The organism is Bradyrhizobium sp. NBAIM03, from assembly GCF_020194055.1.
Classification (GTDB): domain Bacteria; phylum Pseudomonadota; class Alphaproteobacteria; order Rhizobiales; family Xanthobacteraceae; genus Bradyrhizobium; species Bradyrhizobium yuanmingense.
Genome location: NZ_JADYVS010000031.1, coordinates 44,695 through 71,664 on the forward strand (window position 1 = coordinate 44,695; position 26,970 = coordinate 71,664).

At 64.9% G+C, this 26,970-nt stretch carries 29 protein-coding genes and 1 tRNA gene; 12 read left to right on the top strand and 18 right to left on the bottom strand.

Features of this window, described 5'->3' with window-relative positions; genetic code table 11:
- Positions 1–32 precede the first annotated feature (32 nt).
- Positions 33–446, top strand: a complete 414-nt coding sequence (locus tag I6F21_RS32215; RefSeq protein ID WP_036040510.1) for a Rieske (2Fe-2S) protein — start codon at positions 33–35, stop codon at positions 444–446.
- A 134-nt stretch (positions 447–580) separates the two neighbouring features.
- Here the strand turns inward: I6F21_RS32215 and I6F21_RS32220 are convergent, their stop codons facing one another.
- Positions 581–1,480, bottom strand: a complete 900-nt coding sequence (locus I6F21_RS32220; RefSeq protein ID WP_225184004.1) for a transcriptional regulator GcvA — start codon at positions 1,478–1,480, stop codon at positions 581–583.
- A 110-nt stretch (positions 1,481–1,590) separates the two neighbouring features.
- Between I6F21_RS32220 and I6F21_RS32225 the strand changes: the two genes are divergently transcribed.
- Positions 1,591–1,794: a DUF1127 domain-containing protein gene (locus tag I6F21_RS32225; protein ID WP_035997119.1), complete on the top strand. Its 204-nt coding sequence runs from the start codon at positions 1,591–1,593 to the stop codon at positions 1,792–1,794.
- A 69-nt stretch (positions 1,795–1,863) separates the two neighbouring features.
- Complete coding sequence (locus I6F21_RS32230; RefSeq protein ID WP_225184005.1) at positions 1,864–2,487, top strand: GNAT family N-acetyltransferase; 624 nt, start codon at positions 1,864–1,866, stop codon at positions 2,485–2,487.
- A gap of 188 nt (positions 2,488–2,675) precedes the next feature.
- Here I6F21_RS32230 and I6F21_RS32235 read toward each other — a convergent pair whose 3' ends face one another.
- The gene (locus I6F21_RS32235; protein ID WP_036040518.1) at positions 2,676–3,506 is read right to left on the bottom strand and encodes an enoyl-CoA hydratase; all 831 of its coding nucleotides are present in this window, start codon (positions 3,504–3,506) and stop codon (positions 2,676–2,678) included.
- A 115-nt stretch (positions 3,507–3,621) separates the two neighbouring features.
- On the bottom strand, positions 3,622–4,323 hold the full coding sequence (locus tag I6F21_RS32240; protein ID WP_225140827.1) for an SDR family oxidoreductase: 702 nt from the start codon (positions 4,321–4,323) through the stop codon (positions 3,622–3,624).
- Between the two features lie 34 nt (positions 4,324–4,357).
- On the opposite strand from I6F21_RS32240, the gene I6F21_RS32245 reads away from it, so the two are divergent.
- Genes I6F21_RS32245 through I6F21_RS32255 form a run of 3 tightly spaced genes read left to right on the top strand, consistent with a single transcriptional unit; the run spans position 4,358 to position 7,462 of the window.
- Positions 4,358–4,561 (top strand): hypothetical protein, encoded by a 204-nt coding sequence (locus I6F21_RS32245; protein ID WP_035997131.1) that lies wholly within the window; start codon positions 4,358–4,360, stop codon positions 4,559–4,561.
- Complete coding sequence (locus tag I6F21_RS32250; protein WP_225184006.1) at positions 4,545–6,329, top strand: acyl-CoA dehydrogenase family protein; 1,785 nt, start codon at positions 4,545–4,547, stop codon at positions 6,327–6,329. Before I6F21_RS32245 ends, I6F21_RS32250 begins: the two co-directional genes overlap by 17 nt.
- 44 nt (positions 6,330–6,373) lie before the next feature.
- Complete coding sequence (locus I6F21_RS32255) at positions 6,374–7,462, top strand: Zn-dependent alcohol dehydrogenase (protein WP_225184007.1); 1,089 nt, start codon at positions 6,374–6,376, stop codon at positions 7,460–7,462.
- 144 nt (positions 7,463–7,606) lie between these two features.
- Here I6F21_RS32255 and I6F21_RS32260 read toward each other — a convergent pair whose 3' ends face one another.
- From I6F21_RS32260 to I6F21_RS32285, 6 genes are all read right to left on the bottom strand, one after another.
- Complete coding sequence (locus I6F21_RS32260) at positions 7,607–9,079, bottom strand: amidase (protein WP_225184008.1); 1,473 nt, start codon at positions 9,077–9,079, stop codon at positions 7,607–7,609.
- A gap of 87 nt (positions 9,080–9,166) precedes the next feature.
- Positions 9,167–10,315, bottom strand: a complete 1,149-nt coding sequence (locus tag I6F21_RS32265) for an alpha/beta hydrolase (RefSeq protein WP_276573632.1) — start codon at positions 10,313–10,315, stop codon at positions 9,167–9,169.
- Between the two features lie 174 nt (positions 10,316–10,489).
- Positions 10,490–11,356: an MBL fold metallo-hydrolase gene (locus I6F21_RS32270; protein ID WP_225184009.1), complete on the bottom strand. Its 867-nt coding sequence runs from the start codon at positions 11,354–11,356 to the stop codon at positions 10,490–10,492.
- A gap of 15 nt (positions 11,357–11,371) precedes the next feature.
- A complete protein-coding gene (locus I6F21_RS32275; protein ID WP_035997146.1) occupies positions 11,372–11,983 on the bottom strand; it encodes a glutathione S-transferase family protein in 612 nt (203 codons plus the stop codon).
- Positions 11,984–12,116: 133 nt separating this feature from the next.
- Positions 12,117–12,959, bottom strand: a complete 843-nt coding sequence (locus I6F21_RS32280) for a fumarylacetoacetate hydrolase family protein (RefSeq protein ID WP_035997147.1) — start codon at positions 12,957–12,959, stop codon at positions 12,117–12,119.
- An 84-nt stretch (positions 12,960–13,043) separates the two neighbouring features.
- A complete protein-coding gene (locus I6F21_RS32285; RefSeq protein ID WP_225184010.1) occupies positions 13,044–13,892 on the bottom strand; it encodes an MBL fold metallo-hydrolase in 849 nt (282 codons plus the stop codon).
- 125 nt (positions 13,893–14,017) lie between these two features.
- On the opposite strand from I6F21_RS32285, the gene I6F21_RS32290 reads away from it, so the two are divergent.
- Positions 14,018–14,494, top strand: coding sequence for a DUF3775 domain-containing protein (locus I6F21_RS32290; RefSeq protein WP_035997316.1), 477 nt, complete (start codon positions 14,018–14,020; stop codon positions 14,492–14,494).
- A gap of 160 nt (positions 14,495–14,654) precedes the next feature.
- On the opposite strand, the gene I6F21_RS32295 is transcribed toward I6F21_RS32290, so the two are convergent.
- Both I6F21_RS32295 and I6F21_RS32300 read right to left on the bottom strand, forming a co-directional pair.
- Positions 14,655–15,437, bottom strand: a complete 783-nt coding sequence (locus I6F21_RS32295) for an SDR family oxidoreductase (protein ID WP_035997153.1) — start codon at positions 15,435–15,437, stop codon at positions 14,655–14,657.
- A 139-nt stretch (positions 15,438–15,576) separates the two neighbouring features.
- The gene (locus I6F21_RS32300; protein WP_225184011.1) at positions 15,577–16,089 is read right to left on the bottom strand and encodes a CvpA family protein; all 513 of its coding nucleotides are present in this window, start codon (positions 16,087–16,089) and stop codon (positions 15,577–15,579) included.
- Between the two features lie 121 nt (positions 16,090–16,210).
- Here I6F21_RS32300 and I6F21_RS32305 point away from each other — a divergent pair, with 121 nt between their 5' ends.
- Positions 16,211–16,972 (top strand): SDR family oxidoreductase, encoded by a 762-nt coding sequence (locus I6F21_RS32305; RefSeq protein WP_225184012.1) that lies wholly within the window; start codon positions 16,211–16,213, stop codon positions 16,970–16,972.
- A 72-nt stretch (positions 16,973–17,044) separates the two neighbouring features.
- Here I6F21_RS32305 and I6F21_RS32310 read toward each other — a convergent pair whose 3' ends face one another.
- Positions 17,045–18,643 carry a choline dehydrogenase gene (locus tag I6F21_RS32310; protein ID WP_225184013.1) on the bottom strand — a complete coding sequence of 533 codons (1,599 nt, stop codon included), beginning with the start codon at positions 18,641–18,643 and terminating at the stop codon, positions 17,045–17,047.
- Between the two features lie 388 nt (positions 18,644–19,031).
- Between I6F21_RS32310 and I6F21_RS32315 the strand changes: the two genes are divergently transcribed.
- Positions 19,032–19,108, top strand: a tRNA-Met gene (locus tag I6F21_RS32315).
- Positions 19,109–19,187: 79 nt separating this feature from the next.
- Here the strand turns inward: I6F21_RS32315 and I6F21_RS32320 are convergent.
- Genes I6F21_RS32320 through I6F21_RS32340 form a run of 5 tightly spaced genes read right to left on the bottom strand, consistent with a single transcriptional unit; the run spans position 19,188 to position 23,177 of the window.
- Entirely contained in the window at positions 19,188–19,955 is a 768-nt protein-coding gene (locus I6F21_RS32320) for an ABC transporter permease (protein WP_225146265.1), read from the bottom strand.
- Complete coding sequence (locus tag I6F21_RS32325; RefSeq protein ID WP_109142297.1) at positions 19,952–20,716, bottom strand: ABC transporter permease subunit; 765 nt, start codon at positions 20,714–20,716, stop codon at positions 19,952–19,954. The genes I6F21_RS32320 and I6F21_RS32325 overlap by 4 nt, the downstream gene beginning before the upstream one ends.
- Entirely contained in the window at positions 20,713–21,519 is an 807-nt protein-coding gene (locus tag I6F21_RS32330) for an ABC transporter ATP-binding protein (RefSeq protein ID WP_225184014.1), read from the bottom strand. Before I6F21_RS32330 ends, I6F21_RS32325 begins: the two co-directional genes overlap by 4 nt.
- Entirely contained in the window at positions 21,516–22,220 is a 705-nt protein-coding gene (locus I6F21_RS32335; protein ID WP_225184015.1) for an FCD domain-containing protein, read from the bottom strand. Before I6F21_RS32335 ends, I6F21_RS32330 begins: the two co-directional genes overlap by 4 nt.
- 12 nt (positions 22,221–22,232) lie before the next feature.
- Positions 22,233–23,177 carry an ABC transporter substrate-binding protein gene (locus I6F21_RS32340; RefSeq protein WP_225184016.1) on the bottom strand — a complete coding sequence of 315 codons (945 nt, stop codon included), beginning with the start codon at positions 23,175–23,177 and terminating at the stop codon, positions 22,233–22,235.
- Positions 23,178–23,265: 88 nt separating this feature from the next.
- Between I6F21_RS32340 and I6F21_RS32345 the strand changes: the two genes are divergently transcribed.
- Positions 23,266–24,255 (top strand): fumarylacetoacetate hydrolase family protein, encoded by a 990-nt coding sequence (locus I6F21_RS32345; protein ID WP_225184025.1) that lies wholly within the window; start codon positions 23,266–23,268, stop codon positions 24,253–24,255.
- 68 nt (positions 24,256–24,323) lie between these two features.
- Positions 24,324–25,100, top strand: a complete 777-nt coding sequence (locus tag I6F21_RS32350) for a cyclase family protein (protein ID WP_225184017.1) — start codon at positions 24,324–24,326, stop codon at positions 25,098–25,100.
- Between the two features lie 66 nt (positions 25,101–25,166).
- Here I6F21_RS32350 and I6F21_RS32355 read toward each other — a convergent pair whose 3' ends face one another.
- Positions 25,167–26,225: a GlxA family transcriptional regulator gene (locus I6F21_RS32355; RefSeq protein WP_225184018.1), complete on the bottom strand. Its 1,059-nt coding sequence runs from the start codon at positions 26,223–26,225 to the stop codon at positions 25,167–25,169.
- Between the two features lie 26 nt (positions 26,226–26,251).
- Between I6F21_RS32355 and I6F21_RS32360 the strand changes: the two genes are divergently transcribed.
- On the top strand, positions 26,252–26,956 hold the full coding sequence (locus I6F21_RS32360) for a DJ-1/PfpI family protein (RefSeq protein ID WP_225139416.1): 705 nt from the start codon (positions 26,252–26,254) through the stop codon (positions 26,954–26,956).
- Positions 26,957–26,970 lie beyond the last annotated feature (14 nt).

Sequence of the window (26,970 nt, forward strand, 5' to 3'; positions counted from 1 at the left end):
GTTTTTCGGTCAGATCATGTGGAAAACATAGCATGGCGCGGCATGTGATTGCCGCGGTCGACGAGCTTCCGCCCGGCACGCGAAAATTCCTGGAGATCGACGGGCGGCCGATCGCAGTCTTCAACATCAAGGGCGAATATTTCGGCCTGATGAACCGCTGCCCGCATCAGGGCGCGGCGCTGTGTGAGGGCCCGCTGATCGGTCTCGCACAGTCGAGCAACCCCGGCGAGATCGAATACACCAAGTTAGGTGAGATCATCCGCTGCCCCTGGCACGGCTGGGAGTTCGACATCCGCACCGGCCAATCCTATTGCGACCCCCGCCGTTTCCGCGTGAAGGCCTATCCCGCCCATGTCGAGCCGGGCGCGAGCGTGGTGAAGGGACCGTATGTCGCCGAGACGATTCCGGTGAAAGTCGAGAGCGACTACGTGGTGGTCGAGCTGTAGGTCTCCGCTGTCATTCCGGGGCGGTCCGCAGGACCGAACCCGGAATCCATCGGGCAACAGATCCTGTGAGAAATGGATTCCGGGCTCGCGCTACGCGCGCCCCGGAATGACAACCGAGGGAAGCCGCTGCATTTTCACGCCTTATTCTGCGCCGCCGCGAGCACCCATTGCCGGAACGCAGCCAGCTTTGGCGCCTCGCGATGGCCGTCCGGCGCGACCAGGTAGAAGCCGGCGTCCGCCGGCAGCGCGATCTTGAAGGGGACCACGAGCCGACCCTTGGCGATGTCGTCCTGCACGTAGGAGGTCCGTCCCATGGCGACGCCGATGCCGTCGATCGCCGCCTGGATGGTCATGAAGATCATGTCGAAGGTGATGCCGGGGTGCCTTGCGATGTCGGCCGGCAGGCCCGCCGCGGTCAGCCACAGCCGCCAGTCGTCGCTGTTGGTGCTCGACGTGTGCAGCAGCGGATGGTTGCGCAGATCCTCGGGGCGGCGCAGCGGCTTGTCGCCGCGCAGCAGCGACGGGCTGCACACCGGAAACAGCTCGTCCGCCATCAGCCAGTCGGCGCGCAGGCCCGGCCATTGGCCGCGACCATAGCGGATCGCGGCATCGACATTGTCGCGCTGGAAGTCGACGAGGCTGGTCGAGGTGGTGATGCGCACATCGATGCCGGGGTGCTGCTCCTGGAAATCGGTCAGCCGCGGCAGCAGCCATTTGGCGGCGAGCGAGGCCAGCGTCGACACTGTCAGCACCTTGTCGTCGTCCTTGCGCAGGAGCCGGTCCGTGGCGAGGCGCAAATCGTTGAAGGCGGCGCGGACGCCCGGCAAATAGTCGCGCGCCTCCGGCGTCAGCGCCAGCGCGCGGTTCTGCCGGATGAACAGGCGGATGCCGAGCTCCTCCTCCAGCCTGCGGATCTGATGGCTGATCGCGGTCTGGGTCACGTTCAGCTCGCTGGCTGCGAGCGTGAAGCTGAGATGGCGCGCGGCGGCCTCGAACGCCCGCAATCCGTTTAGGGAGGGCAATCTGGCAGTCATTTGGCAGCAGGATGCATGACGTTATTTCATGCGAAAAGGTACAAATTGTCGTTTGTCGCGGCGCAGCAGAAGGCAGATATTAGCGGTCAACTTAGCTCCAGGAGCTGAAAATGTCTACATTGACCGACAATTCGATGACAAATCATCATGCACAGGGCGTCCTCTACCAGATCGGCGAGGTCCTCCACGTCTGGCACGAGCGCTACCGGACCCGGCGCGAGCTGACCCACTGGACCGCCCGCGATCTCCAGGACGTCGGGCTGTCCTGGTCCGACATTGCCTACGAGGCCGACAAACCCTTCTGGCGGGCCTGATAGGCCGCCAGGCCGGCGCCGCCTGAGCACAGGGGCGCCGGCGGTCCCCTTTTCCGCTGGGCATGTGTCATGAGCTCGCTTCGCCTCGAAGACCTCAAGCAATATTCGGACGTGCTGCGCACAAGGCACGGTGAGCGGCTCAATGTCCGCTTCGTCGAGCCGCGCGACACCGATGAGCTGCAGCACTATTTCCGCTCGCTCTCGACCCGCTCCCGCTACAACCGCTTCTTCGGCGCGATCAGCGAATTGCCGAAAGGCCTGCTGCACGATTTCCTCGAGGTCGGCGAGCGCGATCGCTTCACCATCGTGGCGACCATGATGGTCGACGGCTTCGAGACCATCGTCGCCGAAGCGCGCTATGCCTTCCATGCCGAGACCGCGACGCTCGAGTTCGGCCTCTCGGTCGATGACCGCTGGCAGGGCCACGGCATCGCCACCGCGCTGATGAAGAATCTCGAATGCCGCGCGGCCGCGCTCGGCGCCGAGCACATCTACGGCGACACGCTGCGCGCCAACGAGACCATGGTCTCGCTCGCGCGCAAATCCGGCTTCACCTTCGTCAACCACCCTGATGACTGGAAGCTGGTGCGCTTCGAAAAGGAGATCAACCTCGCTCCGCAAGACATTCCCTGCGCGAGCTGGCGCCTCGCCGCCATTTCCCGTCAGGCCGACAGCCCCTCAGCCTCGGCCTGACCTGACTGCAAGCCCGGCCTGGTCATCCAGAGCCGGGCTTTTTTTCCACTTTGCGTTCTCTCTCTCCATCGTCATTCCGGGGCGCGCGTAGCGCGAGCCCGGAATCCATTACACGCGCGTTTCGCGGTCCAATGGATTCCGGGTTCGATGCTGCGCATCGCCCCGGAATGACGGCGCTTGTGTCGGAGCTACTTCCCCGTGAACACCGCCTTGCGCTTGTCGATGAAGGCCTGCACGGCCTCCTTGTGGTCGGCGGTCGTGGTGAGGCGGACCAGCCTTTCGGCCTCGTGGTCGCGCGCGGTTTCGAAGTCGAACAGCAGGGCCTCGTCGAGATTGTCCTTCATGTAGCGCAGCGCGAGGCGCGGGCCTTCGGCGAGCGATTTGGCCAGTGCGAAGGCCTCGGTCTGCAGTTTGTCGTCGGGCACGACGCGGTTGACGAGGCCGATCGCCTCGGCGCGCGCGGCATCGACGCGGTCGCCGGTGAACATCAATTCGCGCGCCCGCGCGGTGCCGACGAGGCGGGTGAGCAGCCAGGCAATGCCGTAGTCGCCGGACAGCGCGATGCGGGCATAGCCGGTGGCAACGAAGGCCGATTGCGCGGCGATGCGGATGTCGCAGGCCATGGCGATGGCGAGCCCGGCGCCGACCGCGGGGCCGGGCAGCGCAGCGATCGTCGGCTTGCGCACAGACACCAGCGCGCCGGTGAGCAGCCGCTGCCGCTCCTGCAGGTCGGCGACCTTGTCGTCAAAGGACATGTCGAGCTTGGCCTTGTCGCGATGCGCACCCATGCCCTTGACGTTGCCGCCGGCGCAGAAGGCTTCGCCCGCGCCGGTCAGCAGCAGCGCGCCGACATCGGGATTCTCGCCGCAGCTCCGGATCATCGTGCGCAGCGCCGGCGTCAGCGCGTCCGACAGCGAATTGCGCGCCTCCGGCCGGTTCAGCGTGATCACGGCGACGCGGTCGCGGATCGTGCAGAGGAGCTCATTGGTGCCGGTATCGATGGTGGTTTCCGTGGTCATTGTTCCTCCCGGTCTCGTAGGGTGGGCAAAGCGAAGCGTGCCCACCATTATTTCTAAAGTTCGAGATCGTGGGCACGGCGCTTCGCGCCTTTGGCCACCCTACGGCAGCTTGCCCTCAAAACCTCTCCACCCAGGGCCGCAGCTCCAGCTCCCAGCTCCAGGCGCTGCGCGGCTGCTGCAGCACGTTCCAATAGCTCTGTGCGATTGCGTCGGGATCGAGCATCGAGTCCGGCTTGTCCGCCGGATCCGTCCGCGCGGCGCTCCTGATGCCGCCGTCGATGACGAAATGCGCGACATGGATGCCCTGCGGCGAGAGTTCGCGCGCCATGCTCTGGGCAAGGCCCCGCAGCGCGAACTTGCCCATCGCGAAGGGAGCGGACTGCGCATAGCCCTTGACGCTGGCGGAGGCGCCGGTGAACAGGATCGCGCCGTGCTGGTTCGGCAGCATGCGCTTGGCGGCCTGCTGCGCCACCAGGAAGCCGCCATAGGCGCTGACCGCAATCGCCTGCGCGACGTCGGCCGGCACGAGATCGACGAACGGCCCGCGCGTGCGGCCGGAGGCGTTGTAGACGACGAGGTCGGGCGTGCCGATCTCGCGCTCGACCAGACCGAACAGCCGCTCCACCTCGTCGGGCTCGGTGGCGTTGCAGGCATAGGCCTTGGCCCCGGTCTCGGTGCAGAGCGCGCCAAGCTTCTCGATCTTGCGTGCGGCGAGCGCGATGCGGATGCCCTGCGCCGCTAGCAGGCGTGCCAGCGATGCGCTGAGGCCTTCGCCGGCACCGACGATGAGGGCGATCTTGTACTTCGGGTGTTCCATGGCGTGATCTCTCGGAAGTAGGAGCCGCTGATCTATGCATGGTCCGCGCAGACAACCAGCCGGCGCGATCACAATTCCGCAGGGCGAGTTGCTCCCTCGCGGCGATCATGCCGCCCTGACATTTTGCGGCTTTATCGCTGTCCGCGACTGGAGCATGATCGACATCATCCAAAGCGGCAAGCGCAAAGAATTGCCGTCGGACGGAAACGAAGAGGACGATCATGCCCGGACCGGTTAAAGCGCAGCCAAAAGATATCGCGGCCGCACCCTCCGGCCTGCTGGCGCCCGATACGTCGGGCATGAATTTCTACCGCGCCGATCCCGCGCTCACGGACCTGCTCCGCATCCATCTCCCGGAGAATCTGTTCCGACACATCGAGCCGCATCTCGACCGGCTCGGTGAGCTCGCCGGCGGCCATCTCGACGAATGCGCGCGGCTCGCCGACCGGCACACGCCCATCCTGCACCAGCGCGACAAGTTCGGCCGCGACGTGCAATGGATCGAATATCATCCGGCCTATCGCGAGCTGGAGAACGCTGCATTCGGCGAGTTCGGCATCCACGCGCTCTCCATCCGCAAGGGTGTCATGGGCTGGCCGGACAAATACCCTGTTGTGGCCAAGCACGCCTTCACCTTCCTGTTCAACCAGACCGAATTCGGCATGGGCTGCCCGATCAACGTCACCGATGGCTGCGCCAAGCTCTTGGCGAATTTCGGCAGCGAGGCGCTCAAGGCGAAATATCTGGATGGCCTGACCTCGACCGACATGAGCAAGCTGACCCAGGGCGGCCAGTTCATGACCGAGAAGGAAGGCGGCTCCGATGTCGGCACGCTGACCACGCGAGCCGTGCAGGAAGGCGACCATTGGCGCCTCTATGGCGAGAAATGGTTCTGCTCGAATGCCGACGCCAAGGTCGTGATGCTGTTGGCGCGCCCTGAAGGCGCCGGCCCCGGTACGCGCGGCGTCGGCCTGTTCCTGATGCCGCGCTTCCTCGACGACGGTTCGCAGAACCACTACCGGATCGTGCGCCTCAAGGACAAGCTCGGCACCCGCTCGATGGCCTCTGGCGAGATCAAGCTTGAAGGCGCGATCGCCTACGCTGTCGGCAAGCTCGACCGCGGTTTCGTGCAGATGGCCGAGATGGTGAACTCCTCGCGGCTCTCCAACGGCGTCAAGTCCACCGCGCTGATGCGCCGCGCTTATCATGACGCGATGACGGTGGCGACCAACCGCGTGGTGTTCGGCCAGCGCATTATCGATCTGCCGCTGGGGCGGCGACAAATGCTGAAGATCATGCTGCCGGTGGAGCAGGGCCTGTCGATGAGCTTCCTCACTGCTGATGCCCTCGACCGTGCCGAGGCCGGCAGCCAGGATGCCGCGGCGCTGCTGCGCATTCTCACGCCGACGCTGAAGTTCCGCGCCACGCGCGATGCGCGCAAGGTTTGCGGCGATGCGCTCGAGATGCGCGGCGGCATCGGCTATATCGAGGAATTCGCCACCGCCCGCCTGTTGCGCGATGCGCATCTCGGCTCGGTCTGGGAAGGCACCGGCAACATCGTCGCGATCGATGCGCTCCGCCGCGCAGTAGGCCGCCACGGCGCGGAATCCGCGCTCGCGGCCGATCTGCACGCCCGGCTCGACGACAGTGGCTCGGTACCGCAGGCCTGGCGCGATCATCTGCGTGGCCTCACCGACCGCGCCGTCGACTTCGCACGCGAAGTTGCGGCCAAGTCCGAGAACGAAGCCGATGCGCGCCGCGCCACCAGCGCGCTCTATCACGTCGCCAGCGCGGTGGCGCTCGCCTGGGAAGCACACCGCATTCACGAGATGCGCGGCGATGCACGCCGGCTGCTGCTGTCGCGCCTCGTGATCGACCACCGCGTGACGCCGAGCGATCCGTTCCGGCTCACGGAAAATGCCGCGCAGGCGAAGATGGCCGAACTGCTGCTCGGCGATCGCGGAGCCGGCATGAGCGAGGTTGGCGAACTGGTTCTGGCAGCGTAGGCTGCGCGCTGCGATCAAACAAAAAACGCGATAGGGAGTGTTCGATGAAGGCCGCCGTCCTCTATGAAGTCAATCAGCCGCTCGTCATCGAGGACATCAGCCTGCCGAAGCCGGGACCGCGCGAGGTGCTGATCCGCACCGCCGTCGCCGGCCTCTGCCACTCCGACCTGCATTTCATGGAAGGGCTCTATCCGCATCCGCTGCCTGCGGTGCTCGGGCACGAATCCGCCGGGTTGGTTGAGCAGGTCGGCTCCGATGTGACTTATGTCAAGCCCGGCGACCATGTCGTCACATGTCTCTCCGTCTTCTGCGGCACCTGCGACAATTGCACGACCGGCCGCACCGTGCTCTGCACCGACGCGACGGTGAAGATGCTGCCGGGCGTCTCCAACCGGATGCAATGGTCGAAGCCGGAGAAGCTGCACCAGTTCCTCAATCTCTCCTCCTTCGCCGAGCAGATGCTGGTGCACGAGAATGCCATTGTGAAGATCCGCAAGGACATGCCGCTCGATCTCGCCGCGCTGATCGGCTGCGGTGTCATCACCGGCTATGGCGCGGTGGTGAACACGGCGAAGGTGACGGCCGGCGAGACCGTGGCGGTGATCGGCTGCGGCGGCGTCGGCATGGCCGCGATCAACGGCGCGCAGATCGCCGGCGCCGGCCGTATCATCGCCATCGATACCAATCCCGCAAAACTCCAGCTCGCGACCAAGCTGGGTGCGACCGACATCATCAACCCGGCCGACGGCGATGTCGTGAAGCAGGTCCGCGACCTCACCAATGGCGGCGTGCACCATTCCTTCGAGGTGCTCGGCCGCAAGGAAACGGCCGAGCAGGCCTTCGCCATGCTCGCCTCCGGCGGCACCGCCACCATCGTCGGCATGATCCCGTTCGGGCAGAAGATCGAGCTGCACGGCTTCGACTTTCTGCGCGAGCGCAAGATCCAGGGCTCCTCGATGGGCTCGAACCACTTTCGGGTCGACATGCCGCGCCTGGTCGACTTCTATTTGCGCGGCCGGCTGCATCTGGAAGACTGGATCTCGGCCAAGCTGAAGCTCTCCGAGATCAACGAGGGTTTTGCCAACATGAAGGCAGGCAAGACGCTGCGCAGCGTGATCGTGTTCGATAGCTAGCGGCCGTTACGGTGTCATCGCCCGGTCAAGCCGGGCATGACAGTTCGTAGCCCGGATGGAGCGAAGCGCAATCCGGGATCTTTGTCGCGGATCGGCTGTCCCGGATTTCGCTTCGCTCCATCCGGGCTACAGGACTTCGAAGCATCAATCATCGAACATCTTCGGCGGCACGAAGCCGCCGAACTCGCGCTCGATCAGCTCGGCGAGCTTGAGCGGCGTCCTGTCCTCGAGGAAGGGACCGACGATCTGCACACCGACAGGCAGACCGTGTTTCGACAGGCCGAGCGGAACGGCCGTTGCCGGCAGGCCTGGAAGCGTTGCGATGCCCGGCCAGGCGAGCTGGTCGGAATAGGGGTAATCCTTGCCGTCGATGCTGATCGTTCGCAGGCGTTGTTCCGGCGAATGATCGTGCGGAAAGGCCGGCGTCGGCATGATCGGGCAGATCACCGCGTCGAAGCTCTTGAACAACGCGCGCCATTGCGCGCGCAGGACGGCGCGGGTTCCTGCGTCGAGCACCCAGGCGCGGTGGCTCGCGGTGATGCCGCGCAGTCGCTCCGCGCCGAGGCTGCGATCTTCCGGCGAGAGCTGACTCGCCCGTGCCTGCGCATCCGCCAACTCGTCGGGAGGCAAGAACGCGCCGAGGAAGCCCAGCAGCATGCGCATGTAAAGCCGCGACGTCTCCGCAAAGTCCGGGAGCAGCGCGCTCTCCCCTACGACGGCGACGCCGGCCTTCGCAAGATCGGCCGCGAGCTTGTCGATCGCGGCGCGGACATCCCGGTCGCTCGGCAGCAGGGGATGGCTGTCGATCACCAGGACACGAAAATCCCGCAGCGACTGATGCCGCGCGGCTGGCAAATCGAGCTTGTAGGCGATACCGGAATCGAGCGGATCGGGCCCCGCCATAACGTCGAGCAGCAAGGACAGATCCGCCGCATTGCGCGCCATCGGCCCGATGACGGCGAGGTCGCCCTCGCGCGGAATGGCTGGAAACGGCGGCGGGGTCTCGCCGCGCGCCGCGCAGAGATTGAGGGTCGGCTTGTGCGCGAACACGCCGCAATGAAATGCCGGCACACGCAGGGAGCCGCCGATGTCCGAGCCGGTGGCGAGCGCGCAATAGCCTGCGGCGAGGGCTGCCGCCGATCCCCCGGACGAACCGCCCGGCGTGCGGCCGAGATCGTAGGGGTTGTTGGTGGTGCCGTAGATGTCGTTGTAGCTCTGCCAGTCGCCGAGGCCGACCGGCACGTTGGTCTTGCCGAGGATCACGCCGCCGGCCTGCTTGATGCGGGTCACCGCCAGCGCGTCTTCCACGGGCTTGAAGCCCTTCTGCGGCACGAATCCCCAGGTCGTCGGCAGGCCTGCGATGTTGAAGGATTCCTTGATCGTCGTGGGCAGGCCGAGCAGCGGCTTTTGCTCGCCGCGCGCCAGCGCCGCATCCGCCTCGCGCGCCGCAACGAGCGCGCGATCGAAATCGCGCACGCACACCGCGTTGGTCCTGCCGTCGTGCCGTTCGATCCGCGCAATCGCATCCTGCGTGAGCTCGACCGCCGAGACCTTCTTCGCACGCAACGCGGCCGACAGTTCGACCGCACTCTTGAAACTCCATTCCGATCCGGCCACGGCGCTTCTCCCGCTCTTGGATGATGATGCGCAGTCTGGCCGAATCTCGCAACGGCTGTTTGATGGAGATTGTGGTTCCCGGTCAAATCAGGCCATGCCGGCCCTGGCGAGGAAGTCGAGCAGCAACCTGCTCACCGCGGCCGGCTGCTCCTGCTGGACCCAATGGCCTGCGCCGTCGACGAGATGGCAGCCGAGCATCTTCGTGCACGCGCTGCGCTGCATCGTCTCGAAAGCGCCGGCCCGTTGATAGGTGCCCCAATCCTGCTTGCCCGAGATGAAGCAGGAGGGCACATCGATGCTGCGGCCGGCAAACAGCTGCATCTCGTTGTTGAGCGTGCCCGACGTGCCGTAGCGGTACCATTGCAGCCCGCCCTGAAATCCGGTGCGGCTGTATTCGGCGCTGTAATAGGCAAGTTCGCTATCCGGCAGCCATTGGTTCGCGGCGATCGCGGCCGGCGAGGGCATCTCCTTCGCGACCGTCTCGGCCATGGTCTCGTGCAAGTTCATCACGTAATAGGTCGGCAGCTTCGCCAGCTCCTGCGCCGACCATGCCTGCAGCGGATAGGGCTTGTTGTCGGTCCAGTCCGCGCTCTTGTGATGATAATAGGCGCGCAGGAAATCATGCACGCCTTGCGGTGCATGCTGCATGTCGGCATTGGCTTCGCGTGTCGAATAGTACCATTGATAGTGCTTGCGTGGCCGCGGCAGCGCGGCGAGCTCGCGATGCACGGGGTCCTCCACCGCGGGCTTTGCCGGTTTGTCGACCGTGCCGAACGGCAGCGGCGGCGGACCGCCGAACGGCGCGCTCATCATCGTCACCGAACGAAACACGTCGGGCCGGATCAAGGCGCACCAGGCTGCGACCGGGCTGCCAAAATCATGTCCGACCACATCGACCTGCCTGTAGCCGAACGCCGACACCAGGCCGAGCGCATCGCGCACGAGATTGAGAAGCGAGAACGGCGCGAGAGGGCCGTCGTACTCCGCGCTCCAGCCCGTGGTGCGTCCGTAGCCGCGCTGGTCCGGTGCGATCACGTGGTAGCCGGCCGCGCTGAGCGCCGGCATCACCTTGCGCCAGGAGAAGGCGAGCTCGGGAAAGCCGTGCAGCAAGAGGATACAGCGCCGTCCTTTGGTCTCGAATCCGGCCTCCAGCACATGCATCCGCAAGCCGTTGATGCCCTCGACGTGACGCGAGCGGATGCCGGCGGGCAGGGGGATGTCGGGGAGCGCGGTCATGGTATTCTCCACACGGGCAGTATCGTAGGGTGGGTTAGCCCCGGGGATTGCGCGAAGCGCAAGCCGCGCGGCGTAACCCACCTCTTTATTCTCCGCGGAGGCAGAAGTGGTGGGTTACGCTCGGCGTCTGCGCTTCGCGCAGCCGCAGAGCTAACCCACCCTACGACAGCCAGACTAAACCGCCACACATTCGAACGCGTTGCCCTTGCTCCTGATCTTCCCGACCGACGGCGAGGGGAAATGCGCGGTGCAGCACAGCGTGTCGGTGTCGCAATAGCGTTCCAGGAAGCTGCGGCGCGTTTTCGCGGCTTCGGCCGGATCGACGTCGAACTTGATCGACAGCTCCGGATAGAGCGTCTGCAGCGGTGAGTGGATGAGATCGCCCGAGAACACCGCATCGTCCTTGCCGCGGCCCATCGTGATGGCGATATGGCCCGGCGTATGGCCAGGTGTCGGCAGGATGCGGACGTGGTCGCCGATCTCGTGGTCGTTGCCGACGAGCTCGTGCCTGTTGGCCTCGACCACCGGCAACACGCTGTCGACGAAGGGCGGGATCTCCGTCTTCTCGTTCTGCGCGGACCAGTGATCGAATTCCTGCTTGGCGAACAAATAGCGCGCCTTGGGGAAGGTCGGCACCCAGCGGCCGTTCTCCAACCGCGTATTCCAGCCGACATGGTCGACATGCAGATGCGTGCACATCACGAAGTCGATGTCGTCGACCGAAAACCCCGCGGCGCCGAGGCCGCGCAAATAGGTGTCGTCGGTCTTCATGTTCCATTTCGGCCGCGGCCGCGGCTTGTCGTTGCCGATGCAGCTGTCGACCAGGATGGTGTGGTGCGGCGTCTTCACCACGTAGGACTGGAAGCACAGCAGCAGCACGTCCTCTTCGTCCAGCGCCTTCGCCTCGTGCATCCACGCCCGGTTCTCGGCCAGCACCTCGGCCGTCAGCCCCGGCAGCATCTCAAGCGCCGGGACGAACGAGGTCTCCTGCTCGATGACGCGATGGATGGTGAGATCGCCGACCGAGAATCTGAGGCTCATGAGAACTCCTGAACTCTATGCAGGTGGCGGCACCGAGATCTTCACTGAGGGCCGCTCCAGCATCTTCTGGTGGAAGGCGTCGAGCTTCGGATAGGCCTTGCGCCAGCCGCAATCGGCGAAGCGGAAGTCGGCATAGCCGAGCACGCAAACGAGGCCGATCTGCGAGATGTCGAACGGGCCGTTCAGCACGTCAGGCATGTTCTCGAAGCGCGCCATGCCGGTCCAGGCCCTGTTCCAGTGGTCGTCCGACCAAGCCTGCCATTGCAGGCCCTGCGGCCGCACCATCTTCTCGTAGCGGCACAGCAGCATGGAATCGAGCATGCCGTTGATCAGCGAGTGATTGGTCTTGGCTTTCCAGCGCCGCGGGCCGTAATCCGGGATCAGGCTGCCGCCGGCGATCTCGTTGAGATATTCGACGATGACATAGGAATCCAGGATCACGTCGCCGTCATTGGTGATCAGCACCGGCAGCTTCTTCAGCGGCGTGATCTTCGAATAATCCTCGTTGGCGGTGCCCGGCGTGACGCTCGCGGGCACGAGCTCGATCTTGTCGATCAGCCCGAGCTCGATCGCAGCGATGCGCACCTTGCGGGCAAAGGGCGAGGCGGGGGAGAAGGTGAGCTTCATGGAGAGTATCCCACAAATGAACGTTTTGTTTCGTCATTGCGAGGAGCGAAGCGACGAAGCAATCCAGAGTGTTGCCGCGGAGGGATTCTGGATTGCTTCGCTTCGCTCGCAATGACGGCGAGAGGGCGGAGGCTTACGCCGCCACGATCTCCTGGCGCTGCTCGCCGAGGCCTTCGATGCCGAGCGTGACGACGTCGCCGACATTGAGGAAGGTCGGCGGCTTCATGCCGAGGCCGACGCCGGGCGGCGTGCCCGTGGTGATGACGTCGCCGGGCAGCAGCGTCATGAACTGCGAGACATAGGAAATGCACTTGGCCATTGAGAAGATCATGGTCTTGGTCGAGCCGGTCTGGCGGCGCTGGCCGTTGACGTCGAGCCACATCGACAGGTTCTGCACGTCCTTGATCTCGTCCTTGGTGGCGAGCCACGGCCCGAGCGGGCCGAACGTGTCGTGCGACTTGCCCTTGGTCCATTGGCCCAGGCGCTCGATCTGGAAAGCGCGCTCGGAGACGTCGTTGCAGACGCAATAGCCGGCGACGTGGTTCAGCGCGTCGGCTTCCGAGACGTATTTGGCGCGGGTGCCGATGATGGCGGCGATCTCGACCTCCCAGTCGAGCTTGGTCGAGCCGCGCGGCTTCTCGACGGGATCATTCGGGCCCGACAGCGAGGTATTGGCCTTCATGAAGATGATCGGCTCGCTCGGAATCTCGGCGCCGGTCTCCTTGGCATGGTCGGAATAGTTGAGGCCGATCGCGACGAATTTCGAGATACCGGTGACGGGGGCGCCGAACCGGGGCTTGCCGGAGACGGCGGGCAGCGAGGCGGGATCGAGCGCGGCCAGCTTCTTCAGGGATTCAGGCGAATAGGCCTCTCCGGTGAGGTCCTTCAGATGCGCCGACAGGTCGCGCAACTGGCCGGATCTGTCGATCAGGCCGGGCTTTTCCGCACCCTTCTCGCCATAACGAACAAGCTTCATTCTCGTTTCTCCCTGGGAATGGACCGATCGGTTAACTGCTTCATGGAACAGGGCGGCGGGAAATTCAACCGCCCAAAACGGGCATCACCCCAGCGCCACGAACCTGAATGCGTCGCCGTCTCGCTTGATATGTCCGGCGGAATAATGACCGCCGATCACCAGTGTGGGTGTGTCGGCAAAGCGCGAGAACACCGCATGCCGGCTTGCCGCCGAACGCGCGGGATCAGTATCCACAGTCGAGCACCAGTCGAGATGGGCCATCTGGCAGGGATGATGGGCAACGTCGCCGGTCAGAAGCGCCTGCTCGCCGTCGGACTCGATCAGGACGCTCATGTGCCCCGGGCTGTGACCGGGAGTTGGGATCATTTTGATCTCCTCGCAAAGCCGATGGTCACTCGGAACCAGATCGGCCTGGCCGGCATCGACCACTGGCTTCACGGAGTCGTTGAACACCGCGACCTTGTCCGGCTCGGCCGTGTAATCACGCCAATGATCATATTCGGTCCTGCCGAAAACATAGCGCGCCTTCGGGAACGTCGGCACCCATCGGCCGTCAACCAGCCGCGTATTCCAGCCGACATGGTCGACGTGAAGATGCGTGCACAGCACGGTGTCGATGCTGTCAGGCGGAAACCCCGCCGCGGTCATGGTCTCCAAGAACGGCGTGCTGCGGTTGTTCCAGGTGGGGACGCCGCGGCCTTGCTTGTCGTTGCCGAGGCCGGTGTCCACCACGATCCGGCGCGTCGGCGTCTCCACCACCAGCGAGTGGATCGACATTTTCAGCCGGCCTTCGTCGGTGGCGAAATGCGGGATCAGCCAGGGCAGCTTCTGGATCTCGTCATGGGTGGCTGCCGGCAGGATGAAGCGGGTCGAGCCGACCGTCTCCATTTCGACGAATTTCGTGATCCTGACCTTGCCGACCTTCCACTGCATCCGCCGCCTCCCATTTTCTTGCTCTTGCGCTGGAACATGCACGTTTTCTGCCATCGGGCGCAATGGATCATCTGAGGTGATGTGGCGTTATCGCGGGGAACTGGATGCTAGCCGAAGAGGACGCCATGCCAGAGCTTGCGATTTCCGCGGAAAAGGTCGCCTTTATCATCGAGAAGGCGCGCGAATTCGACGTCAAGGAGGGGGCTTCTGATCCGGACTCCGGCTCGAACGCGGCCGACGACGATATGATGGACGTCCTCGACGACGATGGCTCCGATCCTGTCGTCCAGGAGCTCGGAAGCTTCATGATCGCCTTGAACGAGGACGAGCAGCTCGATCTCGTCGCGCTGACCTGGCTCGGACGCGGCGATGGCACGATCGATGACTGGGACGATCTGCGCGCCCGCGCGTCGGAGGCGCGCCGTGAATATGGCAGCCCACGCCGCGAAACGGTGCACTATCTGCTCGGCGAGCCCATGCTGGGCGATCTGCTCGCGAACGGGCTCGACGAATTCGGCATCGACTGGACCGATGAGCGCACCACCGCCGATTCCTCCGCTCCGAGCCAGCAGGATGAGGACGAGCCGACCAAGCAGCGGTGATGATTTTACCTCGCCCCGCTTGCGGGGAGAGGTGGGCGCGAAGCGCCGGGTGAGGGGGAGTCTCCGCGAGTCCGACTGTCACCGTGCTTGCGGAGAGAGCCCCTCACCCCAACCCTCTCCCCCGTAAGAACGGGGCGAGGGAGTACATCTGCAAACGCGACTACAGCGTCCCCGGGAACGCACCACCATCCAGCAGAATGTTCTGTCCGGTGATGAAGCCGGCCTTGGCGCCGCACAGGAAGGCGCAGGCATAGCCGAATTCGTCGGGCTGACCGAAGCGCCCCGCGGGGTTGAGCTTGGCGCGCTCGGCCAGGATCTGCTGCGGTGTGACACCGCGCTTGTCGGCTTCGCCCTTCGCGGTGCTGGTCAGGCGATCGGTCTCGAACGGGCCCGGCAGCAAGCCGTTGATGGTGACGTTGTTGATGACGGTCTTGCGCGACAGGCCGGCGATGAAGCCGGTGAGGCCGGCGCGGGCTCCGTTGGAGAGGCCCAGGATATCGATCGGCGCCTTCACCGCGGCCGAGGTGATGTTGACGATGCGGCCGAACTTGCGCGCCATCATGCCGTCGACGGTCGCCTTGATCAGCTCGATCGGGGTCAGCATGTTGGCGTCGATCGCCTTGATCCAGTCGTCTCGGGTCCAGTTGCGGAAATCGCCGGGCGGCGGGCCGCCGGCATTGTTGATCAGGATGTCGGGCTCGGGGCAGGCCTTCAGCACCGCCTCCCGGCCCGCCGGCGTCGTGATGTCGCCGACGATCTCGGTGACCGTCACGTCGGGATAGGCCTTGCGGATCTCGTCGGCGGTCTTCTTCAGCGCATCAGCGCCGCGCGCGGTCAGCGTGACGTCAACGCCGGCCTCCGCCAGCGAGAAGGCGCAGGCGCGCCCGAGGCCCTTGCTGGATGCACAGACGATGGCGCGGCGACCTTTGATCCCAAGATCCACTGTTTCACTCCCGTAAATGTCAGGCAGGTTTTGGACGGCGGCTACATTAGCCAACTGTGATGCCGCTGATAAGGGATCGGCCCGCACCAAAATGCATGGCGTGCGCTGCGGCGATGCAAATGCGCGGGCATGATCTGGACTAGATCCGCCGCTCCTGCTTGAGGCGGTCGATTGCGGCGGCAGCCTCCGGCGGCAGCGACTTGAAGCCCATCTGGCCCGCGGTCGAGAACAGCGGCCGCAGATGCGAGCCGGCGAGGAAGGGCGGCTGGCGGTTCGTCGGCACGATCTGATCAAACACCAGCACCAAGGTAGTGGCGACGAGGCCCACCCTGACGGCGCCGAGCGCCGCGCCGCCGAGCCGGTCGCCGATGCCGGCCTCGCCGATCGTGTCGTTCAGCGCGATGCGGCCGATATGGCCGAACAGCATGCCGACGACCACGAAGATGGCGAAGAACCAGATCCAGTTCTGCAGCAGCGGCGAGTTCGGATTGCCGGCGATCTGCGGTGCGATCAGCGGCATCAGCGCCACCGCGATCGGGGCGGCGAGCAGATAGGCGAGGATGGTCATGGCGCTGCTTAGCAGCCCGGTCCTGAACCCCAAGCCGACCGCGACTGCCAGCGCGGCATAGACGGCGAGATCGAAACTGTTCATGCGCGAAAGCCCTGCCTCGACGGAACGAATGAACGCCGAGCCGATCATTCCGGTTTCAGATCGCTAAAATCGTCTGTATTGGTGGCTCCAAAGCTTAAAGGAACCGTCCAAGGAACGCGTCATGTCAGACCTATTCGACGTCAGTAAAGAAACCATCCTCGTCACGGGTGCGAGCCAGGGGCTCGGCCGGCAATTTGCCCGGGTGCTGGCGGCGCATGGTGCGGCCGTGGCGCTCGCTGCGCGGCAGACCGACAAATTGAAGGGCCTGGAAGAGGAGATCCGCGGCAAGGGTGGTCGCGCCGCTGCGGTCGCGCTCGACGTCACCGACACTGCCTCGATCGCCAAGGCGGTCGATGCCGCTGAGGCCGCGCTGGGCCCCGTCACCGTGCTGATCAACAATGCCGGCATCGCCATCGAGAAGCTCGCGACCGAGCAGACCGAGGCGGATTGGGACGCCGTGATCGGTGCCAATCTCAAAGGCGCCTATTTCCTCGCAACCGAAGTGGCGCGGCGCATGATCGCGCGCAAGCAGCCGGGCAACATCGTCAACATCGCCTCCGTGCTCGGCACCGGCGTCTTGAAGGCGCTCTCGCCTTACGCGATCTCCAAGGCCGGCATCATCCAGGCGACGAAAGCGATGGCGCTCGAGCTCGCTAGCCAGAACATCCGCATCAACGCGCTTGCGCCCGGCTATATCGATACCGAGATGAACCACGCCTTCTGGTCGACGCCGGCAGGCGAGCGCCTCGCCAAGCGCATCCCGCAACGCCGCGTCGGCGCCGAGTCCGATCTCGACGGCGCGATTCTGCTGCTGGCGTCGAATGCGTCGCGCTACATGACGGGCAGCGTCGTGACCGTAGACGGCGGGTTCCTGCTGAATTGAGCCCAACTGTCGTCCCGGATCGGCGCTTACGCTTGTCCGGGACGACAGCGGCATATGAGGCGACACCGTCGCCTAGCTCGCCCGCATCTCCCCCCGGATCATATCCGCCGCCTTCTCCCCGATCATGATGGTCGGCGCATTGGTGTTGCCGCCGACCAGCGTCGGCATGATCGAGGCGTCGACGACGCGCAATCCTCCGATGCCATGCACCTTCAACGCCGGATCGACCACGGCCATCGCGTCGGTGCCCATCTTACAGGTGCCGACGGGGTGATAGACGGTGTCGACACGCGCGCGCAGAATGGCGCGGATGTCCTCGTCCGTCTTCACGTCGGATGTGAACATGTCCTTCTTCTGCAGCGCCCGCATCGCAGGCGTCTCCATCAGTCGCCGCGTCGTCTTGAAGCCGGCGACCATCGCCTCGAGATCCTCCGCCTCGCCCAGAAAGTTCGGGTCGATCATCGGCGTTGCGAGCGGATCGGCGCTTTTCAGCCAAATGCTGCCGCGGCTCTTCGGCCTGAGCAGACAGAAATGGCATGAGAAGCCCGCCTCCTTGTGCTTCTTGCGGCCGTGGTCGTCGAGCATCGCGATGACGAAGTGGAGCTGGATATCAGGTACGTCGAGATCAGGCCGGGTTTTCAGGAAGCCGCCGCACTCGGCGAAATTGGTGGTCATCACGCCGCGCCGCTCGCGGCGATATCGCTGGATACCGCGCAGCAGGGATGGCAACCGACTGATCGAGGCGTGAACGAAGTGCGGATAGTCGGAGGCGTAGACGAACACGAAGTCCGGATGGTCCTGCAGATTGCGCCCGACGCCCGGCAGGTGATGCACGACGTCGATGCCGTGGGCGGCAAGCGCATCGCCATCGCCAATGCCCGACAGCATCAATAGCTGCGGCGACTGGAAGGCGCCGGCGGCGAGGATCACCTCGCGGCGGGCGCGCAGCTGCCTTGTCTGCCCGCCCTGCACATATTCGATGCCGACGGCGCGCCCTGCTTCGAACAGGATCTTCGTTGCCTGCGCTCCCGTCTCGACCCGCAGATTCGGCCGCTTGCCGAGGTGAGGAGCCACATAAGCCCGCGCCGCGCTCCAGCGCTCGCCGCCCCGCTGGGTCACCTGGTAGCTGCCGAGCCCTTCATGGTCCTCGGCATTGAAGTCCTCGCGGATCCGGAACTGCGCCTCGCGTGCGGCCTGATGGAAGACGTCGTGAATCGGATTGTCCGAGCGCAGCCGGTTGACATGCAGCGGTCCGCCCTTGCCGTGATATTCGCCGTCGAAATCGGCGTTGTCCTCCGAGCGCTTGAAGTAGGGCAGCACGTCCGCATATGACCAGCCGGCATTGCCGAGCGCGGCCCAATGGTCGTAATCCCATTTGTGGCCGCGGATATAGACCATGGCGTTGATCGCCGAGGACCCGCCGAGGCCCTTGCCGCGCGGCTGATAGCCGATGCGGCCGTTCAATCCCTTCTGCGGCACGGTATCGAAGGCCCAGTTGGCCGCGGCATAGGGCAACGCGAGCCCGAATGGCGTCGTGATCCGCCAGGTGTCGTTGCGTCCCCCTGCATCGAGCAGCGCGACGGATGTGCCCGCATCCTCCGACAGCCGCCCCGCAATTGTGCAGCCGCCCGAGCCCGCGCCCACGACGACGAAGTCGAATGTGTCGGTCAATGTTGTTTCCCCCCCGTTTACCGTCATTCTGGGGCGCGCGAAGCGCGAACCCGGAATCTCGAGGTTCGCTTCGCCTCCCGGAACGGCACCCCGGCGTTTTCGGCCTTAATCTTGTTGCCGCAGGCTGGCCGTTTGTGGAACTTCTGGCAAGAGCGCGCGGAACGGCGCGGAAACTCGTCCATTCCCCTGTCATAAAGTCGAAAAAAACGTTCCCGCAGCCCTTTCCAAAGGCAGCCCGCCTTGATACATACCCCCCGCACCCGACGGGCATTGCCCCTCGGGTCGCCTTCCAAGGAAGCCTTTGGGACGGAAGTGGAAAGCCAGCGCGACCAGCGCCGGCCTCAACCGACCGTCCCCAGGATTTAACCGAAGGCGCGCAAAGGTTTAACGCGGGGTGGAGCAGCCCGGTAGCTCGTCAGGCTCATAACCTGAAGGTCATAGGTTCAAATCCTATCCCCGCAACCAAATTCGGATTGACCGGATCCGAGACGACAACGGCCCGCTTGATGCGGGCCGTTTTTTGTTTGGCGATGGGATCGCCGCGCTACCTCGCCGCGGTCTGCCAGGCGAGTAGCCGCTGCTCGACCAGTGACATCGCAATCGACGTCAAATATCCGGTCGCGCCGAGCAGGATGACGCCGGCGAAGAGGTCGGCGGACCGGAACGCGCGTGCCGAGAGCAGCACCCAGTGACCAAGGCCGTCGAGGCCGGCCAGGATCTCGCAGACCACCGAGAGGATCAGCGCGACGGTCAGGCTGAGCCGCATGCCCGCGAGGATATCCGGCAATGCCGAGGGCAGGGCGATCTTGGCGATGATTGCGGTGCGCGACATCTGCAGCGAGCGGGCGACCTCATAGAGCCGCGGCTCGACTGCGGCAAAGCCGTGAACGGTTGCGAGCATGATCGGCCAGATCGCGCCGAAGGCGATCACGAACAGCGCCATGCCTTGCGTCAGCCCGAGCATCGCGATTGCGACCGGGATGATCGCCGAGACCGGCAGGGGCCGCAAAAATTCCAGCGACGGCGCGACATAGGCGCGCATCATCCGGGACGAACCGATCAGCGCGCCAAGCGCAATGCCGGCGATCGAGGCGGCGAACCAGCCATAGGCCATGTGCTCCAGCGTGCCGATGAGCTTGCCCGCGAGATCGCCGCTGGAAAAGCCGCGCACCAAAGCGGCCCAGGCGCGGTCCGGACCGGGCAGGAACACCGGCGACACTAGCTTCAGATTGGCGACGAGTTGCCACGCCGCGATGAAGCCGGCTGCGACGAGGGCGCTTGCGACACGCCAGAGGATCGCGGTGCGCTTCATGGATTGTCTCCGGCGAGCGCGGCGCGGCCGAACAGACGGCGCTGGGCGGCGATCAACAGCATGTTCAGCGCGTAGCCGATCGCGCCGATCCAGACGAGATAGGCGAGCATCAGGTCGGCGCGCAGGGCCTGCTGTGCCAGCATGATGCCGGCACCCAAGCCGATCGGGTTGATGGCGATCTCGACGGTGACCGCGACGATCAGGGCGATCCCGGCCGACAGGCGGAAGGCGACAAAGATCCGCGGCAGTGCGGCCGGGATCACGATCTTCGCGATCCGTTGCGGCGCGCTCAGCCGCAAGGCCCGCGACACTTCCATCAATCGCGGCTCGATGCTGCGCACCGCGCTGCGCGTCATGATCAGCATCGGCCAGACGCAGGCGAACGCCACGATCACGATCTCCATGCGGTAGCCGAAGCCGAGCGCGATCAACGCAATCGGCAGCAGCGCGATCGAGGGAATCGGGCGGATCGCCTCGACCGTCACCTCCATCAGCCGGTCGAGCGGACGCGAAATGCCGAAGGCGATGCCGAGCGCAAGCCCGATGGCGCTGCCGATGGAAAGACCCGCGAAGGCAGCGAACAGCGTGTCGCGGGTCGCGATCGGGATCGAGAGATCGGCGAGCGCCGTGGCCAGCGCCGCGAGGATTGCGCTCGGCGGCGCCAGGCTGTCGCTTTGCAGATGGGTGAGGCGCGCCCAGAGCTCAAACGCCAGCACCAGCGCCAGCGGCAGCAGCAAGGGCTTGGTGCGATCGAGGCTCAATGCTCGGTCGCCTTGATGAAGTCGAACAATTGCCGGCGCAGCCGCAGGAATTCCGGATGCTCGCGGGTGGCGAGCTGGTCGCGCGGACGCGGCAGGTCGACGTCGAGCTCGATCCCGATCCGGCCGGGATGCGGCAAGAGGCCGATGACGCGGTCGCCGAGATAGATCGCCTCGTCGAGATCGTGGGTCACGAAGATCACGGTGGTCTCGCTCGCCTGCGTCAGCGACAGGACCTCGTCCTGCAAGCCCTGCCGCGTCATCGCATCCAGCGCGCCGAACGGCTCGTCCATCAAAAGCGTGGTCGGCTCCTGCGCAAGGCAGCGCGCAATCTGCAGGCGCTGCTGCATGCCCCCTGACATTTCCGTCGGATATTTGTCGGCATGACCGGGCAACCCGACCTTGCGCAGCAGCGCCTCGATGCGCGCGCCGCGTTCGCGCGCCGGCACACGCGAGGCTTCCAGCGCCAGCGAGATGTTTCCGGCCGCGGTCCGCCACGGCAACAGCGCCTTGCCGTAATCCTGGAACACGATCGCGACCTCACGCCGCGGCTCGGTGATCGGCTCGCCGTCGAACGTCACCGCGCCGCTCGTGGGGCGATAGAGACCTGCGGCGAGCCGCAGCGCCGTGGTCTTGCCGCAGCCGGAGGCGCCGACGATGCAGAGGAATTCGCCCGGCCGCACCTGAAGATCGAGATTCTCGATGATGGTCTTGCCGCCGAGCCGCAGCGTCGCGGCATTGAACGCGATCAGCGGTTTCTGCCGCCGCGCGGCGCGCGCCTCAATGAGCCTTGCAACGACGCTCATGATTGTTCCCCGCCCGCCTGCGGATAGACGAAATCGATGGTCGAGTGCAGATGCGCCGCCAGCATTTTTTGCGCGGCGGCCACGTCGCGGGCGAGCACGTGGTCGGCGAGCATCTGGTGACTGCGGATGAATCTCTCGCTGCTGTCGATGGCGCCCATCATCACGCGGCGATAGCGGTAGGCCTGGTCGTAGAGGTCGGAGTGGGCGGCCAGCATGCGCCGCGAGCCGCAGGCGGCGAGCAGCGCGGTGTGGAAGCCCTTGTGCAGCCGGTCGAACTCCGCCGCGCCCTCGCGGAATTCGTTGCCGGTGCGTTCGATGTGTCGGCGCATCTGGTGCAGCGCGCTGATGATGCCGGCCTCCCAGGCGGCATCGCCGTGGAGGATGGCGAGCCTGACAGCCTCGATCTCGACCGCGGTCCGCATGCAGGTGATGTCGGCGAGATCCTCGCGGCTGACCTCGGCGACCCGAAAGCCGCGCTGGCCGATGCCCACGATCAGGCCGCGCGACATCAGCCGCGACAGGCCTTCACGCAGCGGCGTGGCGCCGATCTCGTAGCGCTGCACGAGGTCGACGATGCCGAGCCGCGATCCCGGCGCGAGATCTCCTGCCAGGATGTCCTGCTCGATGAGGTTTGCGGCACGTTCGCTCAAGGTGCCGGCTTCCGTCGGCAGGCGTTCGAGAGTGCGCTCGGGAGCTGGCATCGTCGATATCCCTTAGTTCAGCACCAGTTTCGCGGTGTCGAGCTTTGATTGCAGCATCTTCTGCGACGACATCACCTCGATCCACCAGCTGAGGTTTTGCGGCTTGAGGTTCGGCTCGGACTGGTTCGGCGGCGTTGCCTTGACTAGCTCTATCGGCTGCTTGGTGAACTTGGCGATCGAGGCCGAGGCCTTCTCGCGGTCGCTGTTGACGATCGCGGCGGCCTCCGCGATGGCCTCGCGGAATTTCTTCACGGTTGCGGCATTCTTCTCCGCCCAGTCGCGCGAGGCGGCATAGAAGATGATCGGATCGGTACGGCCGAGCTCGGCGCCGTACCGCGCGCCGACCGAGCCGAGCCCCGCATTGCTCATGCGCGTGACGAACGGCTCGGCCGTGAGCACGGCATCGACGCCGCCTGACTTGATGATGTCGGCCATGGTCGGGAAGGTGACTTCGACGAAATTGACGCTTCGGGGATCGACGCCTTTTTCGACCAGCCATTTCACGAAGAGCACGTGCAGGAAGGCGTTCAGGCCGGGCGCGCCGACTTTCTTGCCGATGAAGTCCTTGGGATCCTTGATGGTGATGCCGTTGCGGACGAAGGCCGCGATCGCGGTGTTGGAGGTCGGGTTCATGACCGAGGCGCCGGCGATCGCGACCAGGTCGAGGCCGCCGTCGACGGCCTGGAGGAAGACGGTGGAGGTGGGGCCGCCGACCTGAATCGAGTTCGACAGGATCGCCGCCGGGATGTTGGAGTTGATCGCGATCGGCGTCATCTCGACTTGCAGCCCGTGCTTTTTGAAGATGCCTTCGTCGACCGCGACCATGGCCGAGGCGCAGTCGGAGGTCGCGGTACAGCCGATCTGGATCTTGGCTTGCGCCAGCGCTGGTGCCGTCCAGCCAACAGAAATCCCGAGCACGAGACCTGCCAACATCGCTCTGATCTGCGTCCGCCTCACTGCGCCCTCCCCATTTTATATTTTTCGTTCTTGTTTATCGATATTTTATCTGATCATATATTCGAAACGATAACAAGGGGTGCCCAAGGTGAAGCTCGCAACATTCAGAACGGCCGGTCAGGAGAAGATCGGAGCCGTCCACAGCCATGACAGCCAGGTGTTCGACCTCGCCGCCGCGGCCGCACGGGACGGCGGGGCCGATCCGGCCTTCGGCTCGATGCTGGCGCTGATCGACGCCGGGCCCCGCGCGCTCGATCGGGCCCGGGCGCTGCTCGACAAGCACGGAAAGGACGCGACGCTGTCGGCGGCGGTCACCACCGTCGACATCCTCGCGCCGGTGCCGGAGCCGAGGCAAATGCGCGACGGCATGTCGTTTCCCTTGCACATCCTGCAAGCGCCGCGCGGACAGCAGAAGCTCGCCGCACGCGCGAGGGGCGACATGGCGGAATTGGCGCGCATCGACGCCGAGCCGCTCGGCGAATTGCCCGACGTCTATCGCAAGCAGCCGATCTTCTACATCACCAACCGCTTCAGCGTCCGCGGCACCAACACGACGGTGAAATGGCCGCGCTACAGCAAGGTGATGGACTACGAGCTCGAATTCGGGATCATCACCAAGAACAAGGGGGCCAACATCACGCCTGCGAAGGCTGGGGATCACATCTTCGGTTACACCATCTTCAACGATTTCTCCGCGCGCGACGCCCAGCGCATCGAGATGGAGGGACGGCTCGGCCCTGCCAAGGGCAAGAGCTTCGACGGCGGCAACGTGATGGGACCCTGGATCGTAACGCCGGACGAGATCGGTGATCCCTACACGCTGAAGATGGAAGCGCGCGTCAACGGCGAGACCCGCTCGAAAGGCGTGAGTGAGGGCATGCTGTTTTCCTTCGAGGAGATCATCGCGCACGTCTCCCAGGACGAGACGCTGATGCCCGGTGAATTCATCGGCTCCGGCACGGTCGGCAATGGCTGCGGCCTCGAGCTCGGCTGGTTTCTCGAGCATGGCGATACGATCGAGCTCGAGGTCGAGAAGATCGGTATTTTGAAGAACCGCGTCGAGCGGCAAGAAACCTGAAGGGGGCGTCCGACGGCGCGTCTGAAGCGACGCCTGACGGCCGCCAACGAGAACAACGAGGAAGCGCCATGACGACCAAGCTGATCGACATTTCCGTCCCCCTCCAGAACGACGTGCCGGCCGATCCGCCCGGCAATCATCCGACGATCCAGTACATCGATCACCAGCAGGGCCTGCCGCGCATGCTGCAGTTCTTCGATGGACTGAAGGCCGAGGATCTGCCGGACGGTCAGGGCTGGGCGGTGGAGCAGGTCAGTCTCTCCACCCACAACGGCACGCATCTCGACGCGCCCTGGCATTTTCACCCGACCATGAACCGCGGCGAGCGGTCCTGGACCATCGACGAGGTGCCGCTGGAATGGTGCTTCCAGCCCGGCGTGAAGCTCGACTTCCGGCACTTGCCGGACGGCTATGTCGCGACGGCCAAAGACGTCGAGGCCGAGCTCAAGCGCATCGGCCACGAGCTGAGGCCGCTCGAGATCGTCGTGGTCAACACCAGCGCCGGCGCCAAATATGGCCGGCACGACTACGTCACCTCGGGCTGCGGCATGGGCTATGAAGCTACCATGTACCTGCTCGAGCGCGGCGTGCGCCTGACCGGCACCGACGGCTGGAGCTGGGACGCGCCGTTCGTTCACACCGCGAAGAAATACGCCGAGACGAAAGACGCCAGCCTGATCTGGGAAGGCCACAAGGCCGGACGCCATATCGGCTATTGTCATCTCGAGAAGCTGCACAATCTCGAACAGCTGCCGCCAACCGGCTTCAAGGTGTCATGCTTCCCCGTGAAGATCGAACGAGCCTCGGCGGGCTGGACGCGAGCGGTCGCGATCTTGGAAAGCTAGCTTCTTGTCCCGTTGGGTGCCCATGGCGTCAAAAGGTCGAGCCACCCCGCCCGTCGCTTGTTGTCTCTACCCTTGATGGAATCGAACCCGGTAGTCATGCGGCAGCACGTTCAGGCGGCGGCGGAACGCGCGGCGTAGATGCTCCTCGCTCTGAAAGCCTGCGCGCGCGGCGATTTCCTTGATAGGAGAGGCGGACTCTTCCAGCGCGCGCCGGGCAGCCTCGACGCGAAGCTCTTCGACCGCCTTGGCGGGCGTGCGGCCGGTCTTCTGGCGAAACACGCGCGCGAAGGTGCGCGGGCTCATGCCCGCTCGTTCGGCGAGACTTTCGACACGCAAATCGCGGCCGAGATTTTCCTGCATCCAGCTCGAAATTTTTTCGAGAGCCCGATCTTCCGATGCCTGCATTGACAGCGGCACGCTGAATTGCGCCTGCCCGCCGGGCCGCTTGAGGAAAACGACGAGGCGGCGCGCGATGCGCATGGCCTCGCGATGGCCGAGATCGTCCTCCAGCAGCGTGAGCGCCAGATCGATGCCGGCCGTCACGCCTGCCGATGTCCAGATACCGCCGTCATGCACGAAGACCGGATCGACCTGAACAGAAACGTCGGGATATTTTGCGCGCAGCAGGTCACAGGAACCCCAATGGGTGACCGCGCGCCGCCCGCGCAGCAGCTCGGCTGCGGCAAGGATGAATGTGCCCGTGCAGACCGAGCAGACGCGCCTTGCCTTCGGCGCTGCCAGGCGAAACCAATCGACCAGCGCGGCTTCGGCAGCGGCGCGATGGACGCCGGGACCGCCACCCACCATGAGGGTGTCGATGTTCTTGTGGTCGCAGTCAGCGAGGGCGGTCGTCATCACCTCCAGACCGGACGAGGTTTTGACCGACCCGCCTTTCAACGAGCAGATCTGCCAGACATAGGGCGCGCGCCCCGCTTTCGACGTTTCGCAGGCCAGTTCGAAGGCCTGTAGCGGTCCGGCAAAGTCGAGCAGCAGACAGTCGTCGAAAAGGACGAAGACCACGCGGCGGGGGGCGGAACGGGCCATTAGCAGCGCCTTGAGCAGGGAAGGCTTGGCAGGAATTGCGTGTGTTATGACATTTCGGCAAAGGCCCTCCGCTGTCAACATGGGTTATCCAACGTTAGGAGGGCTCCATGTCCGGCAAGCGGATCGAGATCGGAATTCTGTACTATCCCGGGATGACGCAACTGGACGTCACCGGACCATTCGAAGTTTTTGCCCGTCTGCCGAACGTCCGCATGCACCTGCTGTGGAAGCGCCTCGAGCCCGTCGTCAGCGACGTCGGCCTGCCGCTGCTGCCAACCACGACCTTTGCCGACTGCCCGGATCTGGACGTGTTCTGTATCGGCGGCGGCCCGGGACAGGTTGCCACCATGGACGATGACGAGGTGATTGACTTCGTTCGCGACAAGGGTGGATCGGCGCGCTACATCACCTCGGTTTGCGCCGGCTGTCTGATCCTCGGCGCAGCGGGCCTCATCGATGGATACAGGTCAGCCTGCCATTGGCTGATGAGCGACCAGCTTGCTGCCTTTGGCGCCATCGCTGTCGACGAACGCGTCGTGGTCGACCGCAACCGCATCTCCGGCGGCGGTGTCACTGCCGGTATCGATTTCGGTTTTCAGGTTGCCGCCGAACTCTGCGGCGAAGACGTCGCAAAGAACCTCCAACTGATGCTGGAATATCAGCCGCAGCCGCCGTTCGATATCACCGTGCAGAATGCGCCGCGTGAGCTGATATCCCGCATGCGCCGCGAGGCCGAACCTTGGCTGCAAAAGCGCGCAGCCGCGGTGCAAAAGGCGGTATCTAAACTGAAGGCGAAAGCAACGGCGGCTTAAGCTCGTTCGCAAAC

Bases quoted from the DNA above. Each gene is read 5' to 3' on its own strand.
- I6F21_RS32215 (WP_036040510.1), top strand. From the start codon at position 33: ATGGCGCGGCATGTGATTGCCGCGGTCGACGAGCTTCCGCCCGGCACG.
- I6F21_RS32220 (WP_225184004.1), bottom strand. From the start codon at position 1,480: ATGACTGCCAGATTGCCCTCCCTAAACGGATTGCGGGCGTTCGAGGCC.
- I6F21_RS32225 (WP_035997119.1), top strand. From the start codon at position 1,591: ATGTCTACATTGACCGACAATTCGATGACAAATCATCATGCACAGGGC.
- I6F21_RS32230 (WP_225184005.1), top strand. From the start codon at position 1,864: ATGAGCTCGCTTCGCCTCGAAGACCTCAAGCAATATTCGGACGTGCTG.
- I6F21_RS32235 (WP_036040518.1), bottom strand. From the start codon at position 3,506: ATGACCACGGAAACCACCATCGATACCGGCACCAATGAGCTCCTCTGC.
- I6F21_RS32240 (WP_225140827.1), bottom strand. From the start codon at position 4,323: ATGGAACACCCGAAGTACAAGATCGCCCTCATCGTCGGTGCCGGCGAA.
- I6F21_RS32245 (WP_035997131.1), top strand. From the start codon at position 4,358: ATGCATGGTCCGCGCAGACAACCAGCCGGCGCGATCACAATTCCGCAG.
- I6F21_RS32250 (WP_225184006.1), top strand. From the start codon at position 4,545: ATGCCCGGACCGGTTAAAGCGCAGCCAAAAGATATCGCGGCCGCACCC.
- I6F21_RS32255 (WP_225184007.1), top strand. From the start codon at position 6,374: ATGAAGGCCGCCGTCCTCTATGAAGTCAATCAGCCGCTCGTCATCGAG.
- I6F21_RS32265 (WP_276573632.1), bottom strand. From the start codon at position 10,315: ATGACCGCGCTCCCCGACATCCCCCTGCCCGCCGGCATCCGCTCGCGT.
- I6F21_RS32270 (WP_225184009.1), bottom strand. From the start codon at position 11,356: ATGAGCCTCAGATTCTCGGTCGGCGATCTCACCATCCATCGCGTCATC.
- I6F21_RS32275 (WP_035997146.1), bottom strand. From the start codon at position 11,983: ATGAAGCTCACCTTCTCCCCCGCCTCGCCCTTTGCCCGCAAGGTGCGC.
- I6F21_RS32280 (WP_035997147.1), bottom strand. From the start codon at position 12,959: ATGAAGCTTGTTCGTTATGGCGAGAAGGGTGCGGAAAAGCCCGGCCTG.
- I6F21_RS32285 (WP_225184010.1), bottom strand. From the start codon at position 13,892: ATGCAGTGGAAGGTCGGCAAGGTCAGGATCACGAAATTCGTCGAAATG.
- I6F21_RS32290 (WP_035997316.1), top strand. From the start codon at position 14,018: ATGCCAGAGCTTGCGATTTCCGCGGAAAAGGTCGCCTTTATCATCGAG.
- I6F21_RS32300 (WP_225184011.1), bottom strand. From the start codon at position 16,089: ATGAACAGTTTCGATCTCGCCGTCTATGCCGCGCTGGCAGTCGCGGTC.
- I6F21_RS32305 (WP_225184012.1), top strand. From the start codon at position 16,211: ATGTCAGACCTATTCGACGTCAGTAAAGAAACCATCCTCGTCACGGGT.
- I6F21_RS32320 (WP_225146265.1), bottom strand. From the start codon at position 19,955: ATGAAGCGCACCGCGATCCTCTGGCGTGTCGCAAGCGCCCTCGTCGCA.
- I6F21_RS32330 (WP_225184014.1), bottom strand. From the start codon at position 21,519: ATGAGCGTCGTTGCAAGGCTCATTGAGGCGCGCGCCGCGCGGCGGCAG.
- I6F21_RS32335 (WP_225184015.1), bottom strand. From the start codon at position 22,220: ATGCCAGCTCCCGAGCGCACTCTCGAACGCCTGCCGACGGAAGCCGGC.
- I6F21_RS32350 (WP_225184017.1), top strand. From the start codon at position 24,324: ATGACGACCAAGCTGATCGACATTTCCGTCCCCCTCCAGAACGACGTG.
- I6F21_RS32355 (WP_225184018.1), bottom strand. From the start codon at position 26,225: ATGTTGACAGCGGAGGGCCTTTGCCGAAATGTCATAACACACGCAATT.
- I6F21_RS32360 (WP_225139416.1), top strand. From the start codon at position 26,252: ATGTCCGGCAAGCGGATCGAGATCGGAATTCTGTACTATCCCGGGATG.